This window comes from Mesorhizobium sp. M1163, from assembly GCF_040318415.1.
Classification (GTDB): Bacteria; Pseudomonadota; Alphaproteobacteria; order Rhizobiales; family Rhizobiaceae; genus Mesorhizobium.
Map to the genome: position 1 here is coordinate 127,926 of NZ_JAMYMF010000006.1, position 17,581 is coordinate 145,506.

Consider the following 17,581-nt stretch of genomic DNA (forward strand, 5'->3'; position numbering starts at 1 on the left):
ACGCCGGACCGGCAGGCCCAATCGCCCGGCGGCGGTGCCAACTTGAGGAAAACCTGAAATAAGCCCAGAAGAGTCTCAACAGCCATCAAACGAGAGCGGGCGCCGGCCCGGCGAGGGGTACGATGACAAATTCAGCCATTTCCGAACGCAAGAACCAGTCGATTTCCCGCGGCGTCGGCATGACCACTCAGATCTATGCCGATCGCGCCGAAAATTCGGAGATCTGGGACGTCGAAGGCCGCCGCTATATCGATTTCTCGTCCGGCATCGCTGTCGTCAACACCGGCCACCGTCACCCTAGGGTGATCGAAGCGGTCAAGGCGCAGCTCGACCGTTTCACCCACACCTGCTACCAGGTCGTGCCTTATGAGAGCTATATCGGGCTGGCAGAACGGCTGAACGGCATGCTCCCCGGCAAGTTCGACAAGAAGACGATTTTCGTCACCACCGGCGCCGAGGCGGTCGAGAACGCGATCAAGATCGCCCGCAATGCCACCGGCCGGCCGGCGGTCATCGCCTTTTCCGGCGGCTTTCACGGCCGCACCTTCATGGGCATGGCGCTGACCGGCAAGGTCGTGCCTTACAAGGTCGGCTTCGGCGCCATGCCGGCGGATGTCTTCCATGCGCCGTTCCCGGTGGCGCTGCACGGCGTCTCGGTCGCCGATTCGCTGGCCGCGCTCGACCGGCTGTTCAAGGCCGATGTCGACCCGGCCCGCGTCGCCGCCATCATCGTCGAGCCGGTGCAGGGCGAGGGTGGCTTCTACGAGGCGCCGCGCGATTTCATGACCGCACTACGCAAGATCTGCGACCAGCACGGCATGCTGTTGATCGCCGACGAAGTGCAGACCGGCTTTGCCCGCACCGGCAAGATGTTCGCCATGGACCACCATGAGGTGGCGGCCGACATCACCACCATGGCCAAGAGCCTGGCCGGCGGCTTCCCGCTGGCGGCGGTCACCGGGCGTGCCGAGATCATGGATGCACCGAACCCCGGCGGGCTCGGCGGCACCTATGGCGGCAGCCCGATCGGCGTCGCCGCGGCGCATGCGGTGCTCGACGTCATCGACGAGGAGAAGCTCTGCGACCGCGCCAACACGCTGGGCAACCGTCTGAAGCAGCGCCTGCAATCGATCCGCGACGAAGCGCCGGAGATCGTCGATATCAGAGGCCCCGGCTTTATGAACGCGGTCGAGTTCAACGATGTGACGAAGGGGCTGCCGTCGCCGGAAATCGCCAATGCGGTCCGGCTGAAGGCGCTCGACAAGGGCCTGATCCTGTTGACCTGCGGCGTCTACGGCAACGTCATCCGCTTTCTCGCGCCGATCACCATCCAGGATGGCGTCATGAACGAGGCGCTCGACATCCTGGAAAGCTCGATCCGCGAAGCCCGCGCCGCCTGAGCTATCCGGCCGCTCTTGCAGGCTCTGCCGGCTGGAAGGCGGCGAGCGCCGCCTTCAGCCCATCGGGCCCGGTCGCGACAATCTGCGGCGACGGCGAAAAGCCGGCGCCGAGCATCTTGCGGCCAAGCATATGGTCGCCCGGCCGGTTGACCGATTCGATGCCGAGCAGCCGGCTTGCGGCGTAGTGGTAGATCGAGAATTTGTTCTCGGCCACGTCGCCCAGCACGACGTGGCTGTCGCCGCCCGCAATCAGGCCGACCATCTGCAACTTCATGTCGCCAATATCGGACCAGAACCACGGCACCGCCGAATAATTGTCGGCATGGCCGATGATGGTGCGCGCGGCGAGCCGCGCCTGGTCTGTGGCGTTCTGCACCGATTCCAGCCGCACGTCGCCGCCGGTGAACCAGTGCCGGTAGGAGGCGGCGTCGCCGATGGCGAGGATTTCAGCCGTCGACGTGCGCATCTGCTGGTCGACGCGGATGCCGTTGGCGATGGCAATGCCGGCGGCTTCGGCCAACTCGACATTCGGCACGACGCCAATGCCGATGACGACCATCTGTGCCGGCAATCTCTCGCCGGACGAGGTGATTGCAGCCGAAACACGGCCGTTCTCGCCCTCCAGCCGTTCGATGGTGGTGCCGGTGAGGACGCGCACACCGGTGGCTTCCAGCCGCTTGCGCACATGGCCGGCGATGACCGGCGCCACGGCGCGGCCGAGCAGTCGGTCGACCGCCTCGACCACCGTGACCTTGCGGCCGGCGGCGGTGAGCGTCGCGGCAATCTCCAGGCCGATGAAGCCGCCGCCGAGGATGACGGCCTCCTCGCTTTGCGCGCTCAATTCGCGGATCAGGCGGGCATCGCCGAGCGAGCGCAGCGACACAACGCCGGAAAGCTCCGAACCCGGCAGCGGCAGCAGGCGCGGCCGCGCGCCGGTGGCGAGGACCAGCCGCTCGAACGGCAGCACGCCGCCGCCCGATATCTCCAGCCGGCGGCCGCCTACATCGATGCGCTCGACCCGGAGGCCTGGCCGATAGTCTATGGCGCTGCCGGTATAAAAAGCCTCGCCGCGCAACGGCTGCGGCTTTGCTTGCTGATCCTTGATGAAGGTCTTCGACAGCGGCGGCTTGTGGTAGGGCAACTCGTTTTCGTCGCCGATCAGGATCACCGGCCCGTCATAGCCCTCTTCGCGCAGGCTGGCGGCCGCTTGCACGCCCGCATGACCCGCACCGACAATGACAACCCCGTTCTTCATAACAGCCCGATTCCTCATCCAAATCTAGGACGTCCCGCCAGCTGGCGATTGTCCGGCGCCGCCGCAAGAACGCCGATCCGGGTCGCACCCGGAATGCCCCCCTGTCAATCGCGTCATGCGCCGGCATCCTGATAACATCGGTGTTAAAGTTGACAGTTCTAGTTTAGAATAATTCTAAACTGTTGTTTCAATTGAATTTTTTCTAGACCACCAGTTGACATCCGGCGTCTTCGCCGTTTTATGGAAGCTCGCGCGTCAGCGCATCCCTTTGATGTCTGGGCCTTGAACCCTTTCGATTGGAGGCATTTCGGTGTCTTTCTTCCGCGAACCGCGCGATGGCGCGACCCTTCTTTGCCCGCTGGCAACTGCCCGCCGCGGCGCCGGCATTTCATTGATTCCCGAGGAGAGACAGTCATGAGAACGATGATCACGGCGCGGTATGGCGGCAGGCTTGCGGCGATCGGCGCCACCGCGATGCTCACGGCGGCGGTGTTCGTGCTGCCGGCCAAGGCGCAAACCGATGCCAAGGCGGTCATCAAGACCTATTCCGACATTGCGCTCGCCAAATACGAGGATTCGCTGATCACGGCCGAGGCGCTCGACAAGGCTGTCGATGCACTGCTCGCCAAGCCATCGGCCGAAACGCTGAACGCCGCCCGCGAGGCCTGGAAGGCATCGCGCGTTCCCTATCAGCAGACCGAGGTCTATCGCTTCGGCAATGCGATCGTCGATGACTGGGAAGGCAAGGTGAACTCCTGGCCGCTCGACGAGGGCTTGATCGACTATGTCGCCAAGGACTACGGCACCGAGTCGGACGCCAACGCGCTCTATACCGCCAATGTGATCGCCAACAAGTCGATCGAGATCAACGGCAAGAAGGTCGACGCTACCAATCTGACGCCGGAGTTCCTCTCCGGCACCCTGCAGGAAGCCGGCGGCATCGAGGCCAATGTGGCGACCGGCTATCACGCCATCGAATTCCTGCTATGGGGCCAGGACCTGCACGGCACCGGTCCTGGCGCCGGCGAGCGGCCCTACACCGATTACGATCTTGCCAATTGCACCGGCGGCAATTGCGACCGTCGCGGGCAGTACCTGAAATCGGCGAGCGACCTTCTGGTTTCCGATCTCAAGGACATGGTCAACGACTGGAAGGAAGGCGGCGCCGCCCGCAAGAACCTTGTCGATGGCGAGCCGAACGCCGCCATTTCGACCATCTTCACCGGCATGGGCTCGCTGTCCTATGGCGAGCTCGCCGGCGAGCGGATGAAGCTCGGCCTCTTGCTGCACGATCCAGAAGAGGAGCACGATTGTTTCTCCGACAACACCTACAACTCCCATCTCAATGACGCCGTCGGCATCCGCGCCGCCTATCACGGCAGCTACACGCGGCTTGACGGCACTGTCGTCGAGGGGCCGTCTGTGGCCGACATGGTCAAGGCGGCCGATCCGGCGATCGACAAGGAATTGTCGGACAAACTGGATGTCACCGTCGCCAAGATGGAGGCCATCAAGGCGCGGGCGCTTGCCGGCGAGGCCTATGACCAGCAGATCGGAGAGGGCAACACGGAAGGCAATGCCACCGTGCAGGCGGCGATCGACGCGCTGGTCGATCAGACCAAGTCGATCGAACGCGCCGTCGGTACCCTGAAGCTCAATGCCATAGCCTTCGAGGGATCGGACAGCCTCGATTCACCGGACAAGGTGTTCCAGTAAACTATCGAAACCAGCAGCCACGCGGCGCAATGAGCGCCGTCAGCCAGAGCGCCAAATGCTGATCTGCCATTGCAACATCATCACCGAAAAGGAGATAGAGCAGACGATCGTCGGACTGCTGGATGAGGACCCTTGGCAGCTTATCGTGCCGGCGAAGATCTATCATGCCATGCACAAGCGCGGTCGCTGTTGCGGCTGCTTCCCAAATGTGGTCGAAACGATCATTCGGGTCACCGAAAATTACCACACCCGCTCGGCGGCGAGCGGCGTGGACATTGTTTCACACCTGGATCGCGTCAGAGGCCTGCGCGTCCAATACGGGAGCAGAACCCATGAAAGGCGAACAGCAGATCATAGAGCGGCTTAACGAGGCTCTGTTTCTGGAACTTGGAGCGGTCAATCAGTACTGGGTGCATTTCCGGCTGCTGGAAGACTGGGGATACGCCAAGCTGGCGAAGAAGGAACGCGCCGAATCGATCGAGGAAATGCACCATGCCGACCGGCTCGTGGCGCGCATCATTTTCCTCGAGGGCCATCCGAACCTGCAGTCCGTGGCGCCGTTGCGCATCGGGCAGAATGTCAAGGAAGTGCTCGAATCCGATCTTGCCGGCGAATATGACGCGCGCACCGCCTACAAGCGGTCGCGCGAGATCTGCAACGAGGCAGGCGACTACGTGACGATGAAGCTGTTCGAGGAATTGCTGACTGACGAGGAAGGTCACATCGACTTCCTCGAGACGCAACTCGATCTGCTGGCCTCGATCGGCGAGGAAAAATACGGCCAGCTCAACGCGGCATCGGCCGACGAGGCGGAATAAGGACATGCAGGAATGCGGCGCCCCCTAGATTTCATGCGCCGCTTGCGGCCGGCCGAGCATTGCGGCCTGCCGCCTCAGAAGAAGCCGCGATACGGAATGGTTCGCGGCGCTTTTCTTGCCGTGGTGGCGACGCTCACAGCCTCGGCGCTGGCCGGAGCGCCGCAACCGGCGGGGCTTGCTACCAGCCGCACCGATCTGACGCCGAAGGATCTGGCGCGCGTCATCGCCATTACCAGGCCGACCAGCGATTTCTCCAAGCCCGAGCAATTCGAGCTAATGCAGGGCGGCGCCGGCACCTCGAAGAAGGACGTCAACAAGGACGCCTTCTCGCAATCCTCTGCCAACATCAGCTTCGAGGAAGAGGGCACCTTCAAGCTCGGCAACGCCATCTTCCGCAAGAACTGGGTGTCCTCGCCATCCTCGACACAGGCCTCGGATGGGCTCGGTCCGCTGTTCAATGAGCGCGCCTGCCAGAACTGTCATCTGAAGGACGGCCGCGGCCATCCGCCCGAAGGCGACAGCGGCACCACCTCGATGTTCCTGCGCCTGGCAAGGCAAGCCAGTACCGAGGAGGAGGAAGCCGCGCTCGCCGATCACAAGGTGCTCAACTTCCCCGACCCGGTCTATGGCACGCAATTGCAGGAATTGGCGGTACCCGGCCTGCAGGGCGAGGGCAGGATGCATGTCGACTATCAGGACGAGAAGGTGAAATTGGCGGATGGCAGCACGGTGTCGCTGCGCAAGCCGAGCTATTCGGTCGAGGGTCTTGCCTACGGGCCGCTCGACCCGCACACCACGCTGTCGCCGCGCATGACGCCGCCGATGATCGGCCTTGGCCTGGTCGAGCAGATCGCTCCGGCCGACATCCTTGCCCATGCCGATCCCGCCGACCGCGATGGCAACGGCATTTCCGGCAGGCCCAATATAATTCGCGACGGCAGCAGCGGTGAACTGACGCTCGGCCGTTTCGGCTGGAAGGCGCAGGCGGCATCGATCCGCCAGCAATCGGCGGATGCTTTTGCCGGCGATATCGGCATTTCGACGCCTGAGGTGCCGAGGCACTGGGGCGATTGCAGCGCCGCAGAAAAGACCTGCCTTGCCCTACCCAACGGTGTTCAGGAGCGCCTCGGTCCGGTCGAAGCGCCGCCGCCGGTCATGGACCTCGTGACCTTCTATTCGGAAAACCTTGCCGTGCCGGCTCGGCGCGATCTCGATAGACCGGACGTGCTCGCCGGCAAAAAACTGTTCTACGATATGGGCTGCATCTCTTGCCATGCGCCGAAATTCGTCACCCGTCGCGGCACCCCGAACAAAGCGCAGGCCTTCCAGCTGATCTGGCCGTATTCCGATTTCCTGCTGCACGACATGGGACCCGGCCTTGCCGATGGACAGGCGGTGGGCGAGGCCACGGGAAGCGAATGGCGCACGCCGCCGCTGTGGGGCATCGGGCTCACCCAGACCGTCAGCGGCAACACCTTCTTCCTGCATGACGGGCGCGCACGCAGCCTGGCCGAGGCAATCCTGTGGCATGGCGGCGAGGGCCAGAAGGCGCGTGACCGCTTTGCCGCTGCCAATGCGGCCGAGCGCGCCGCGCTGATCAAGTTTCTGGAGTCGCTCTGATGCGGAAGCGTCTTGCACTCGCGCTGATGCTGGTCCTCGCCGATGCGCTGCCGGCATCCGCCGCAGTAAAGGCTTCGGATGTGATCCAGCGGGCGATCGACGGCTTCGTCCGCCCGGCCTATGCCAGGCTGCATGACCACGCGGACAGCTTGGCCAAGACCATGCACGCGCTTTGCCAGGCGCCTTCGCAAGATACTCTCGATGCGGCACGCGCCGAATTCTCAGGCGTCGTGGATGCCTGGTCGGTGGTGGAAATCATCCGTTTCGGGCCGATCGCCGAAAACAACCGGCTTGAGCGCATGCTGTTTTGGCCGGACCGCAAGAGCATCGGCCTGAAGCAGGTGCAGGCAGCACTGGCCGGCAAGGATCCGGCGGCCGCCAATCCGGCCCAACTGGCGACAAAGAGTGTCGCCATGCAAGGGCTCGGCGCATTGGAGTTCGTGCTCTACGGCGATGGCGCCGGTCAATTGGCCGGCAAGGGCGACGCCTATCGCTGCGCCTATGGTGCAGCCATTGCCGGCAATGTCGAGACGATTGCCGGCGAGGTCGGCGAGGCCTGGAACAAGCCTAACGGCTTTGCCGCGCTCTGGGCCAATCCCGGTCCGCAGAACGCGCTCTATCACGACGGAACTGAAGCGGTGACCGAACTGGTCGGCGTCTTCATCAACGAGTTGGAAATGGTTCGCGACGTGCGCCTGAAAGGCTTCCTGGGCGCCAAGCCGGAGGCCGACAAACCGAAACAGGCGATTTATTGGCGCTCGCAAAACACCGCCCGCTCGCTGACCGGGAATCTGGCGGGCATGGACGCCCTGTTCCAGGCGTCGCAGCTTGGCGACGCGCTGCCGGCCGATGCGCGCTGGATGGCGGAATCGGTCCACATCCAGCTCACCAACGGGATCGAGGCGGCCAAGGCGATCAGGGGTCCGATCGACAAGGCACTTGTCGATCCGGCGCAGCGCCGCAAGCTCGACTATTTCTCGCTGGTGACATCCAGCCTGACGACCCTGATCGGCACCAGGCTGACCGCCGAATTCGGCCTGACCGCCGGGTTCTCGTCACTGGATGGCGACTGACCATGAGGACGCCGCTGATCGATCGGCGCGATTTCCTGAGGGCCGCAGGCGCTGGTTTCGTAGCGGCGATGGCGCCGTCGGCCTGGGCAAAGACACTCGACGCCGACGCGGTCTTCGCCACCGCTTTCGTCAAGCGCGACGGCAGCTATGGCGCGGCCGTCCTGTCCGAGGCCGGCAAGTTGTTGCACACGATCGATCTGCCCGATCGGGGCCACGACGTTACTTTCGACCCGGTGTCGAAGCGTTCGGTGGTGTTTGCCAGGCAGCCGGGCACCTTTGCTGTCGTCTTCGACCATACCGGCCGCGATGAACCGCAGACCATTGCCAGCGTTGCCGGCCGACATTTCTTCGGCCATGGCGTGTTTTCGGCCGACGGCACGCTGCTCTACGCCACCGAGAACGATTTCGACAATGCCGCCGGCGTGGTCGGCGTCTATGACGCGCATGCGAAATTCAAGCGCATCGGCGAGTTCCCGACCTACGGCATGGGCCCACACGAGCTTTTGCTGCTTTCCAATGGCAGGACGATTGCTGTGGCTAATGGCGGCATCGAGACGCATCCGGCTTATGGCCGCGCAGAGCTCAATATCGCAACGATGAAGCCGTCCTATGTTCTGGTCGACCGCCTTACCGGCGATCTCACCGAAAAGCACGAATTGCCGCCGGCGCTGCACCAACTGTCGATCCGCCATATGGATGCCGACCGGTCCGGCACCGTCTGGTTCGGCTGTCAATACAGGGGGCCGGGTACCGATCGTCCCCCGCTGGTCGGCCGCGCGCCGCGCGGCAAGGACTTGCAATTGCTCGACATGTCGCAAGACGTGCTCTCCGGCTTCAGGAACTATATCGGCTCGGTCGCCGCCAACCCTGCCGCCGGCACCATCGCCGTGTCTTCGCCTGAGGGGAATTCGCTTGCCGTGATCGACACCGCCAGCAGCCGCATCGTCGCTACCAAGGCGCTGGTCGAGGTCTGTGGCGTGGCGCCCGATGGGAAAAGCTTCATGGCGACGACGGGCGCCGGCGAAATTGTCGAGGGCGGTGGCACGATCCGGTCCGAGCCGGACTATGTCTGGGACAATCACGTGCTGCGTATCGAGCAGATCGGCTAATCCTGGCAACGGTTTGTGGCAGTTGCGTTCGTCGAAACTTACCTTCTTGGACCCACACTCCAAGCAACTCGCCTGAAGATTTGTGGATATTCCCCTTGCGGGGATCAGCCCTGGCGGGCAGAGGGAGGCTGCTTTCGAAACTGTCTCAACCGGGCGCTTCATGAAGTTGCTTGCCATCGACTGTGCCGCCAATCTCTGCGCCGCCTGCGTCTACGACGCGGCGGCCGGGAAAGAACTCGGCCGTTCGGTGCTCGATCTCGGCAAGGGTCATGCCGAGCATCTGATGGGTGTCATCGAAGGGGCGTTGAAGGCGGCCGGAACGGACTTTACCGGCCTCGGCGCCATTGCCGTTGCGACCGGTCCGGGCTCCTTCACCGGTCTGCGCGTCGGCGTCTCGGCGGCGCGCGGCTTGGCGCTGGCGCTGAAAATCCCCGCGATCGGCGTGACGACTCTGGAAGCACTGGCGGCAGAGGCCGCAGCGATATTTCCCCGCCGTGCCGTTCTCGCCGCGCTCGATGCAGGGCCCGAGGAAATCCATGCGACACTTTACGATGAAGCATCCGTTTTGATTTACGGTCCCTCGGTGACCACGCTTTCGCAAGCCGCCGCCATCGCGGTTGACAGCTCCGCGGTTCTTGCCGGCACCGCGACATCGCAAATTGCCGCCTCGGTCGGGCGCGCTTTTGATACAGGCCCGATCGGGGCCACCGCCGACATCGCCGTCTATGCCCGGCTGGCTGCGGCCAAAGGTGCCGGTAAACACGGCGAGGGCGAAAAGCCGAAACCGCTCTATCTGCGCGGCGCCGACGCCAAGCCGCAGGCCGGCTTTGTTTTGTCGAGGCAAAAAAACTGATGCGCATTCCGTTCCTCCAGCCGCGCCGCAGGGACTATGCGCTCGAGCCGCTGACAATTGCCGACAGCGCGGCCATGTCGGTGCTGCATCGCGAGGATTTCGCGCGGCCGTGGACCGACGACGAATTCGCCGCACTGCTCGAGCAGGACACCGTGTTCGGCTATGCCGCGCGCGAGACCGGACAGGGCGCCAAGCCGCCGGTCGGCTTCGTGCTGGCGCGGCTGGCGGCCGGCGAGGGGGAGGTCCTGACGGTCGCGGTGGCACGCTCGCATCGGCGCCGGGGGCTCGGCTGGCAATTGATGGATGCGGTGCTGCGCGAATTGCACGCACAGCGCGCCGAGGCACTTTTCCTCGAGGTCGACGAGACCAACGTCGCTGCGATCGCGCTCTATCGGCGGCTTGGCTTCCGCGAGGTCGGCAAGCGCGCCAACTATTACAAATCGCCGGAACACGGCCCGACCGGCGCGCTTGTCATGCGCCGCGATCTTCGCTAGCCAAACGCCGGGGTGGTGCGGATGATCGGAAAAATCAGGATTTTCCTGGCGCTGGGGCTGGTTGTCGTCGGCTCATTGGTGCTTGTGCCGCTGCAGGTCCTGTCGATGAGGACCGGGCTCTGGCGCGAGACCTTCATCCTGAAGATCTGGCACAGGATGATCGTCAGGGCGCTGGGGCTGCGCATCCATGTCAAGGGGGCGCTGTCCGGCCAGCGCCCATTGCTGATTGCCGCCAACCACATCTCCTGGACCGACATCATGGTACTGGGGTCGATGGTCGACGTGACGTTCATCGCCAGGGCCGACATGGCCGGCTGGCCGTTGATCGGCATGCTGTCGAAGCTGCAGCGCACTGTCTTCATCGAACGTGAGCGCAAACGTTCGTCGGGCGACCAGGCGAGCGAGATCGCCGGCCGCATGGCCAGGGGCGACGCCATGGTGCTGTTTGCCGAAGGCTCGACCGGCGACGGCAACATGATCCTGCCGTTCAAGAGTACGCTGTTCGGCGCCGCTACAATGGCGATTGCGGAAGGGGCGGCCGAACAGGTCTTCATCCAGCCGGTGGCGATCGTCTATACGCGCCTGCATGGCGTGCCGCTCGGCCGCCGGCATCGGCCGGTTGCCGCCTGGATCGGCGATGAAGAGCTGATGCCGCATCTGAAGGTGCTGATGGCCGAGGGCGCCCTCGACGTCGAGGTGCATTTTGGCGAGGCGATTGCTTTCTCCAAGGGCTCCAGCCGCAAGGAAACGGCAAAGCAGATGGAACGCCAGGTGCGCGAGATGGTACAGGCGGCTCTCGCCGAACCGCGCCCAAGCCGGTAAGCCGCGCAGGTTCCGGCCAGATTCGTCTGTTTTTTGTCAGGGAAAGGCGCTAGAAGCCGCGAAATGGAATTGAACACGATAGAACGCGACGACATCGGCGCTGCCGCCGAAAACCTAGTCGTTCTGCCTGCCGCGACCAGAAAGGTCTTCGTCAAGACCTATGGCTGCCAGATGAACGTCTACGATTCGCAGCGCATGACCGATGCGCTGGCGGCCGACGGCTATGCCGCGACAGACGTTATCGGCGAGGCCGATCTGGTGCTGCTCAACACCTGCCACATCCGCGAGAAAGCGGCGGAAAAAGTCTATTCGGAACTTGGGCGCATCCGTGAGTTGAAGGCGGAACGTGCTAAGGCCGGGCGCGAAATGCTGGTCGGCGTCGCCGGCTGCGTGGCGCAGGCCGAGGGTGCCGAGATCATCCGCCGCTCGCCGGCCGTCGATCTGGTCATCGGCCCGCAGACCTACCACCGGCTGCCCGGTGTGCTGGCGAGGGCGCGGAGCGGCGAAAAGATCGTCGAGACCGACTATGCCGTCGAGGACAAGTTCGAGCATCTGCCGCAGCCGAAGCGCGCCGAACTGATCAGGCGCGGCGTGACGGCGTTCTTGACCGTTCAGGAAGGCTGCGACAAGTTCTGCACCTTCTGTGTCGTGCCCTACACACGCGGCTCGGAAGTCTCGCGGCCGGTGGCACAGATCGTCGCCGAGGCCGAGCGCCTGGCGGATGCCGGCGTGCGCGAGGTGACGCTGCTCGGCCAGAACGTCAATGCCTGGCATGGAAGAGGTGAAAACGGCGCAGAATGGGGCCTTGGCCGGCTGCTGTTCAGGCTGGCCGAGATTCCGGGCCTGGCGCGTCTGCGTTACACAACCAGTCATCCGCGCGACATGGACGATGAATTGATCGCCGCCCATCGTGATTTGCCTACGCTGATGCCCTATCTACATTTACCGGTGCAATCCGGCTCCGACCGCATACTCAAGGCGATGAACCGCAGACATATGGCCAAGGACTATCTGACGTTGATCGACCGCATCCGTGCCGCACGGAACGACATTGCGCTGTCGGGCGATTTTATCGTCGGCTTTCCCGGCGAGACGGAAGCCGATTTCGAGGCGACCATGCAGTTGGTCCAAGACGTCAACTATGCCTCGGCCTTTTCGTTCAAATATTCGCTGCGCCCCGGCACGCCGGGCGCCGAGATGAGTGATCACGTGCCGGAGGCCGTCAAGGACGAGCGCCTGCAGCGGCTGCAGGCGCTACTGCTGAAACAGCAGCAGGATTTCGGCGCAAGCCTGATCGGCAGGACCATCGACACGCTGATCGAAAAGCCGGGCCGCCAGGCCGGTCAGAAGGTTGGCCGCTCGCCCTGGCTGCAGCCGGTTATTGTTGATGAAATGGCCGGCGAAATCGGTGACATTATCCAGGTACGAATCACGAAGACGGGCTACAACAGCCTGTTCGCCGAATTGGCCTGAAGGTCTCGGCAGATGAGGAGAGACGGTTGAGCGCTGCTGAAGTGAAGAACCTGCCCCAGAACCTACCCTCGGGGGCCTCGGATATGGCGCACATCGTACTGACTTTCGACAACAACAAGCTTGCCAGCGCCCTTTACGGCCAATTCGACGAGAATCTGGCCAGACTCGAGCAGAAGCTCGGCGTCGACATCCGCTCGCGCGGCAATCAATTGACCATCAAAGGCTCTTCCTCGGCGGCCGAGCAGGCACGCCGCGCCTTGGACAATCTTTACGGAATTCTGCAGAAAGGCACCGATATCGGCCAGTCCGATGTCGACGGCGCTGTGCGCATGGCGATCGCCGCCGACGACCAACTGACGCTGCCGACACTGGAGCGCAAGGGCAAGGTGTCTGCCGCCCAGATATCGACGCGCAAGAAGACGATCTATGCCCGCTCGCTGAACCAGGACGCCTATATGCGCGCGCTGGAGCGGTCGGAACTCGTCTTCGGCATCGGCCCGGCCGGCACCGGAAAGACCTATCTGGCGGTGGCACATGCGGCAATGCTGCTCGAACGCGGCATGGTCGAACGCATCGTGCTGTCGCGCCCCGCGGTCGAGGCCGGCGAACGGCTTGGCTTTCTGCCGGGTGACATGAAGGAGAAGGTCGATCCTTATCTGCGGCCGCTCTATGACGCGCTCTACGACATGATGCCGGCCGACAAGGTCGAGCGGGCGATTGCCGCCGAGGTCATCGAGATCGCGCCGCTGGCGTTCATGCGCGGCCGTACGCTGGCGCACGCTGCCGTCATCCTCGACGAGGCGCAGAACACCACGCCCATGCAGATGAAGATGTTCCTGACCCGGCTCGGCGAGAACTCGCGCATGATCGTCACCGGCGATCCGACCCAGATCGATCTGCCGCCAAACACCAAGTCCGGCCTGGTCGAGGCGCTGAGAATCCTCGACGGCGTCACCGGCATGGTGACGGTCCGCTTCAACGAAGGCGACGTCGTCAGGCATCCGCTGGTCGCCGAGATCGTCAAGGCCTACGACCGCGACGGCAAGCTGGCCAGGGGCTTGGGTGTCGAAGGCTGATATGATTATGCGGCCGCATGGCTGAGGAGCAAAAGGCGGGGGGGCCGCTTCCCGTCGAGATCGATATCGCGATCGAGGCCGGAGATTGGCCCGCCGAGACGACGCTGACGCGGCTGGTCGACCATGCCGTCTCGGCCGCCTTTGCCGAAACCGGTGCGGACGGGCGTTCCGAGCTCAGCATCCTCTTTTCCGACGATGCCCATATCCGCACGCTCAATGCCGGCTGGCGCGGCAAGGACAAGCCGACCAACGTCCTGTCTTTTCCGGCTTTTCCGTTTGCCCGGGGCGGGCCGCTGCCGCCGATGCTCGGCGATATCGTGCTGGCCGCCGAGACGGTCGCGCGCGAGGCGGCACTGGAAGACAAGCCGGTCGAGGACCATATCTCCCATCTCGTTATCCATGGCCTGCTGCATTTGCTGGGCTACGATCACGAAACCGACGCCGAAGCGGAACTGATGGAAGCGACAGAGCGCGCAGCACTTGCGAGGCTTGCCATTCCCGATCCCTACACGTAATTACAAAAGATCAATTGACCGGACGATGATGAACGACAAACCAGAGACTGCCGCCCGCCCCGATGCCGGCAGTGCGATCAAGCCTTCCGAAACGACGGAAGAGGGCTCGAGTCCGAGTACCACGACCGGCAGCTTCGCCAGCGAGGCATCGCCTGCCGGTCCTTCCCTGTTCGATCGCGTGCTCGGGCTTTTCAGGCACCGCAACGGCACCAGCCTGCGCGAGGAGATTGCCGGTGCGCTTGCCGAAACGGCGAGCGATGCGGAATCCTTCTCGCCCGGCGAACGCGCCATGCTCAACAATATCCTGCGTCTGCGCGAAGTGCGCGTCGAGGACGTCATGGTGCCGCGCGCCGACATCGAGGCGGTCGAGATCACCACGAAGCTGGGTGATCTTCTGGGGCTCTTCGAACAGTCCGGCCATTCCCGCATGCCGGTCTATTCGGAGACGCTCGACGACCCGCGCGGCATGGTCCATATCCGCGACGTGCTGGCGCACATCACCAAGGTCGCCCGCGTCCGAAAGGGCAGGACGACCAGGAAAACCGCGGTCGCAACGGTTCTCGATCTCGCCCAGGTCGATCTGGCGCGCACCATCGGCGATCTCAACCTGATCCGACCGGTGCTGTTCGTGCCGCCGTCGATGCTCGCCTCCGACCTGATGGGGCGGATGCAGACGACGCGCACCCAGATGGCGCTGGTCATCGACGAATATGGCGGCACCGACGGCCTCGTCTCGCTCGAGGATATCGTCGAGATGGTGGTCGGCGACATCGAGGACGAGCACGACGACGACGAGCCGATGATCACCCAGGCCGGCGAAGGCGTCTTCATCGTCGACGGCAAGGCCGAGATCGACGATGTCGCCAAGATGATCGGCGAGGATTTCGCCGCCGGCGAGCACGGCGAATATGTCGACACGATCGGCGGCATGATCTTCAACACGCTTGGCCGGGTGCCGGCGCGCGGCGAAGTGGTGCAGGCCATACCCGGCTTCGAGTTCCATGTGCTCGACGCCGACCCACGCCGCGTCAAGCGCGTGCGCATAGTCGAAACCCTGAAGGGCGAGCGCCGCCGCCGCGCCGCCCGCACCGAGCAGGCTTGAAAGACGCGGCTCGCCCGATGCCGATTGAGGACCCGTTCAAGCACTCGACACTGGGCTCCGGCGTCTTCTACCAGGATCCGCGGGCCGCATTGACATGGCTTGAAAAGGCTTTCGGCTTCGAGCCGAGCATGGTGGTCAGCGATACCGATGGCAGGCTCGTCCATTCCGAGATGCGGTTCGGCGACGGCTATATCATCATCGATTCCGAATGGGCCGACCATATAGCCAGCCCGGCTTCAGTTGCAGGCAAGAACACGCAGTCGGTCTATGCGTGCCTCAAGGACGGGATAGATGCCCACTGTGATCGTGCAAGGGCGGCGGGAGCCGAGATCGTCGAGGAGCCTGCCGACCAGTTCTACTGTGAACGGCAGTACAGGGCGCGCGATCCTGAAGGCCATGTCTGGACCTTTTCCCAGACTGTCCGCTCCGTCCCACGCGAAGAGGCTGAGCGGCTGGGCGGACTGAAGATCGAAGGCTGGCATCGATAGCTATGAGCGGACTTGTTCGCTCTTATCCGGTTTGGAGCCAAGGCCGCGGCCTGATAAATCTTGCTTCCTGATTCGCACGACTCGGAAGCATAGATGGAGCGCCAGGCCGGCCGGATAATTCTGCTTTGGGGCTGGCGGCGCGCGCTGGTGGCGTTTCTTGCCGGCGCGCTGGCGGTTCTCGCTCAGGCGCCTTACGATTTCTTCGCCGTCTGTTTCGTTTCGTTCCCGCTGCTGGTGTGGCTTCTCGATGGCGCGACCGGCGAAGCCTCGGACGGTTTTCTGCGACGCTTGCTGCCGGCTTTCGCCATCGGCTGGTGGTTCGGTTTCGGCTACTTTCTTGCCGGTCTGTGGTGGGTTGGCTCGGCGCTTCTGGTCGAGGCCGACAGCTTCGCCTGGGCCTTGCCGTTCGCGGTGGTTGGCATCCCCCTCGCGCTGGCCTTCTTCTATGGCTTCGCCGCCGTGGTTGCCCGGCTGTTGTGGAGCAATGACATCGGCCGCATCGCCGCGCTCGCCTTCGGCTTTGCGCTGGCGGAATGGTTGCGCGGCTTCCTGTTCACCGGCTTTCCCTGGAATGCCGTCGGCTATGCGGCGATGCCGGTGCCTTTGCTGATGCAGAGCGTGTCGGTGACCGGCATGATCGGCATGAATGCGCTTGCAGTCTTCGTCTTTGCACTGCCGGCCCTGCTTGCGGCGCGCCGGCATCTTCGCCTCGGCGTGGCATTGCTTGTCGTTCTGGTCGTTGCCCATGCCGGCTTCGGCTATATCAGGCTCGCCGCCCCCGAAAAGCCGGCCGCCCGCAGCCTCGACGTCCGTATCGTGCAGCCTGCCGTCGACCTCACGGAAAAATGGGATGCCTCGGTGCGTGACCGCATCTTCGCCACCATGATGGGGCTTTCGGCCAAAGCGCCGGAACCCGGCCATGACAGGCCGCAGTTGATCCTGTGGCCGGAGACCTCCGTGCCGTTTCTGTTCACCGAACGTCCGGATGCCTTGCCTGCCATCGGAGAGATGCTCGGCGATGGCCAGATGCTGGTCGCCGGCGTCGTTCGCGAGGAAGGCGGCTCGGCGACCGGAAGCCGTTACTACAACTCGGTCGTGGCGATCGACGAAAGGGGCGAAATCGTCGATGCCGTCGACAAGGTTCATCTGGTACCGTTTGGTGAATACCTGCCTTTCGCCGATCTGCTCGGCCGCTTTGGGCTTGAGCAGCTTGTCGCCGGCCCAATGACCTTCGCGGCCGGCAATGAGCGGCACCCGATCACGCTGCCCGGCGGCATCCGGGCGCTGCCGTTTATTTGCTATGAGGTCATCTTTCCCGATCTGGTCGCGGTTGACGCCACGTCAGCCGAGCTTATTGTGAACGTCACCAATGACGCCTGGTTCGGCGACACGCCAGGGCCGTACCAGCACTTCAGGCAGGCGCAGATCCGGGCGGTGGAGAATGGGGTGCCCCTGTTGCGCGCGGCCAATAACGGCATTTCGGCCGTTGTCGACCCGCGAGGACGCATCGTCGACGCGCTGGCTATCGACGCACGCGGCGCCATCGATGTGCGTGTGCCGATCTCCAACCAAGCCATCGTTTCCTCCGGCCAACGACGCATTAACGGAATGCTGATCATGTTTTTGCTTGCCGTTGCGGCATGCATTTTGAACGTAAGGCAAAGGCTACGGGCGAATTGACAGCCGACACATTAGAAACTCATACTGTAAGCGCCTGAAAATTCTCGAAGTCGATAAGGTCGTTCTGTTGGGGCACGGGCCGCGGCG

Annotated in this window: 17 protein-coding genes; 16 read left to right on the forward strand and 1 reads right to left on the reverse strand. The window is 63.6% G+C overall.

The annotated features are described in order from the left end of the window. Window positions 1-122 precede the first annotated feature (122 nt). Window positions 123-1,400 (forward strand): 4-aminobutyrate--2-oxoglutarate transaminase, encoded by a 1,278-nt coding sequence (locus NKH43_RS08275; protein ID WP_352857435.1) that lies wholly within the window; start codon window positions 123-125, stop codon window positions 1,398-1,400. Window position 1,401: 1 nt separating this feature from the next. On the opposite strand, the gene NKH43_RS08280 is transcribed toward NKH43_RS08275, so the two are convergent. Then, entirely contained in the window at window positions 1,402-2,655 is a 1,254-nt protein-coding gene (locus NKH43_RS08280; protein ID WP_352857437.1) for an NAD(P)/FAD-dependent oxidoreductase, read from the reverse strand. 423 nt (window positions 2,656-3,078) lie between these two features. Here NKH43_RS08280 and NKH43_RS08285 point away from each other — a divergent pair, with 423 nt between their 5' ends. The 15 genes from NKH43_RS08285 to lnt all read left to right on the forward strand — a co-directional run bounded on the left by NKH43_RS08285 (window position 3,079) and on the right by lnt (window position 17,494). Continuing rightward, window positions 3,079-4,371: an imelysin family protein gene (locus tag NKH43_RS08285; RefSeq protein WP_502906458.1), complete on the forward strand. Its 1,293-nt coding sequence runs from the start codon at window positions 3,079-3,081 to the stop codon at window positions 4,369-4,371. Window positions 4,372-4,426: 55 nt separating this feature from the next. Then, the gene (locus NKH43_RS08290) at window positions 4,427-4,738 is read left to right on the forward strand and encodes a (2Fe-2S)-binding protein (RefSeq protein WP_352857438.1); all 312 of its coding nucleotides are present in this window, start codon (window positions 4,427-4,429) and stop codon (window positions 4,736-4,738) included. Next, window positions 4,704-5,189: a bacterioferritin gene (gene bfr / locus NKH43_RS08295; RefSeq protein ID WP_023719581.1), complete on the forward strand. Its 486-nt coding sequence runs from the start codon at window positions 4,704-4,706 to the stop codon at window positions 5,187-5,189. Before NKH43_RS08290 ends, bfr begins: the two co-directional genes overlap by 35 nt. Window positions 5,190-5,285: 96 nt before the next feature. Then, on the forward strand, window positions 5,286-6,809 hold the full coding sequence (locus NKH43_RS08300) for a di-heme oxidoreductase family protein (protein ID WP_502906459.1): 1,524 nt from the start codon (window positions 5,286-5,288) through the stop codon (window positions 6,807-6,809). Beyond that, window positions 6,809-7,882, forward strand: coding sequence for an imelysin family protein (locus NKH43_RS08305; RefSeq protein ID WP_352857442.1), 1,074 nt, complete (start codon window positions 6,809-6,811; stop codon window positions 7,880-7,882). The genes NKH43_RS08300 and NKH43_RS08305 overlap by 1 nt, the downstream gene beginning before the upstream one ends. A gap of 2 nt (window positions 7,883-7,884) precedes the next feature. After that, window positions 7,885-8,991 carry a DUF1513 domain-containing protein gene (locus tag NKH43_RS08310; protein WP_352857444.1) on the forward strand — a complete coding sequence of 369 codons (1,107 nt, stop codon included), beginning with the start codon at window positions 7,885-7,887 and terminating at the stop codon, window positions 8,989-8,991. Between the two features lie 160 nt (window positions 8,992-9,151). After that, window positions 9,152-9,844: a tRNA (adenosine(37)-N6)-threonylcarbamoyltransferase complex dimerization subunit type 1 TsaB gene (tsaB, locus tag NKH43_RS08315; protein ID WP_352857446.1), complete on the forward strand. Its 693-nt coding sequence runs from the start codon at window positions 9,152-9,154 to the stop codon at window positions 9,842-9,844. Then, window positions 9,844-10,338 (forward strand): ribosomal protein S18-alanine N-acetyltransferase, encoded by a 495-nt coding sequence (rimI, locus tag NKH43_RS08320; RefSeq protein WP_023719576.1) that lies wholly within the window; start codon window positions 9,844-9,846, stop codon window positions 10,336-10,338. The genes tsaB and rimI overlap by 1 nt, the downstream gene beginning before the upstream one ends. 21 nt (window positions 10,339-10,359) lie before the next feature. Beyond that, window positions 10,360-11,160, forward strand: coding sequence for a lyso-ornithine lipid O-acyltransferase (gene olsA / locus NKH43_RS08325; protein ID WP_352857448.1), 801 nt, complete (start codon window positions 10,360-10,362; stop codon window positions 11,158-11,160). 63 nt (window positions 11,161-11,223) lie between these two features. Beyond that, window positions 11,224-12,633 carry a tRNA (N6-isopentenyl adenosine(37)-C2)-methylthiotransferase MiaB gene (miaB, locus tag NKH43_RS08330; protein WP_352483244.1) on the forward strand — a complete coding sequence of 470 codons (1,410 nt, stop codon included), beginning with the start codon at window positions 11,224-11,226 and terminating at the stop codon, window positions 12,631-12,633. An 83-nt stretch (window positions 12,634-12,716) separates the two neighbouring features. After that, entirely contained in the window at window positions 12,717-13,709 is a 993-nt protein-coding gene (locus tag NKH43_RS08335; protein WP_023719573.1) for a PhoH family protein, read from the forward strand. Window positions 13,710-13,726: 17 nt separating this feature from the next. Further along, window positions 13,727-14,224, forward strand: a complete 498-nt coding sequence (ybeY, locus tag NKH43_RS08340; RefSeq protein WP_352483242.1) for an rRNA maturation RNase YbeY — start codon at window positions 13,727-13,729, stop codon at window positions 14,222-14,224. 28 nt (window positions 14,225-14,252) lie between these two features. Beyond that, complete coding sequence (locus tag NKH43_RS08345; protein WP_352483241.1) at window positions 14,253-15,326, forward strand: hemolysin family protein; 1,074 nt, start codon at window positions 14,253-14,255, stop codon at window positions 15,324-15,326. A gap of 17 nt (window positions 15,327-15,343) precedes the next feature. Next, entirely contained in the window at window positions 15,344-15,814 is a 471-nt protein-coding gene (locus tag NKH43_RS08350; RefSeq protein WP_352493768.1) for a VOC family protein, read from the forward strand. A gap of 93 nt (window positions 15,815-15,907) precedes the next feature. Then, a complete protein-coding gene (gene lnt, locus NKH43_RS08355; RefSeq protein WP_352483239.1) occupies window positions 15,908-17,494 on the forward strand; it encodes an apolipoprotein N-acyltransferase in 1,587 nt (528 codons plus the stop codon). Window positions 17,495-17,581 lie beyond the last annotated feature (87 nt).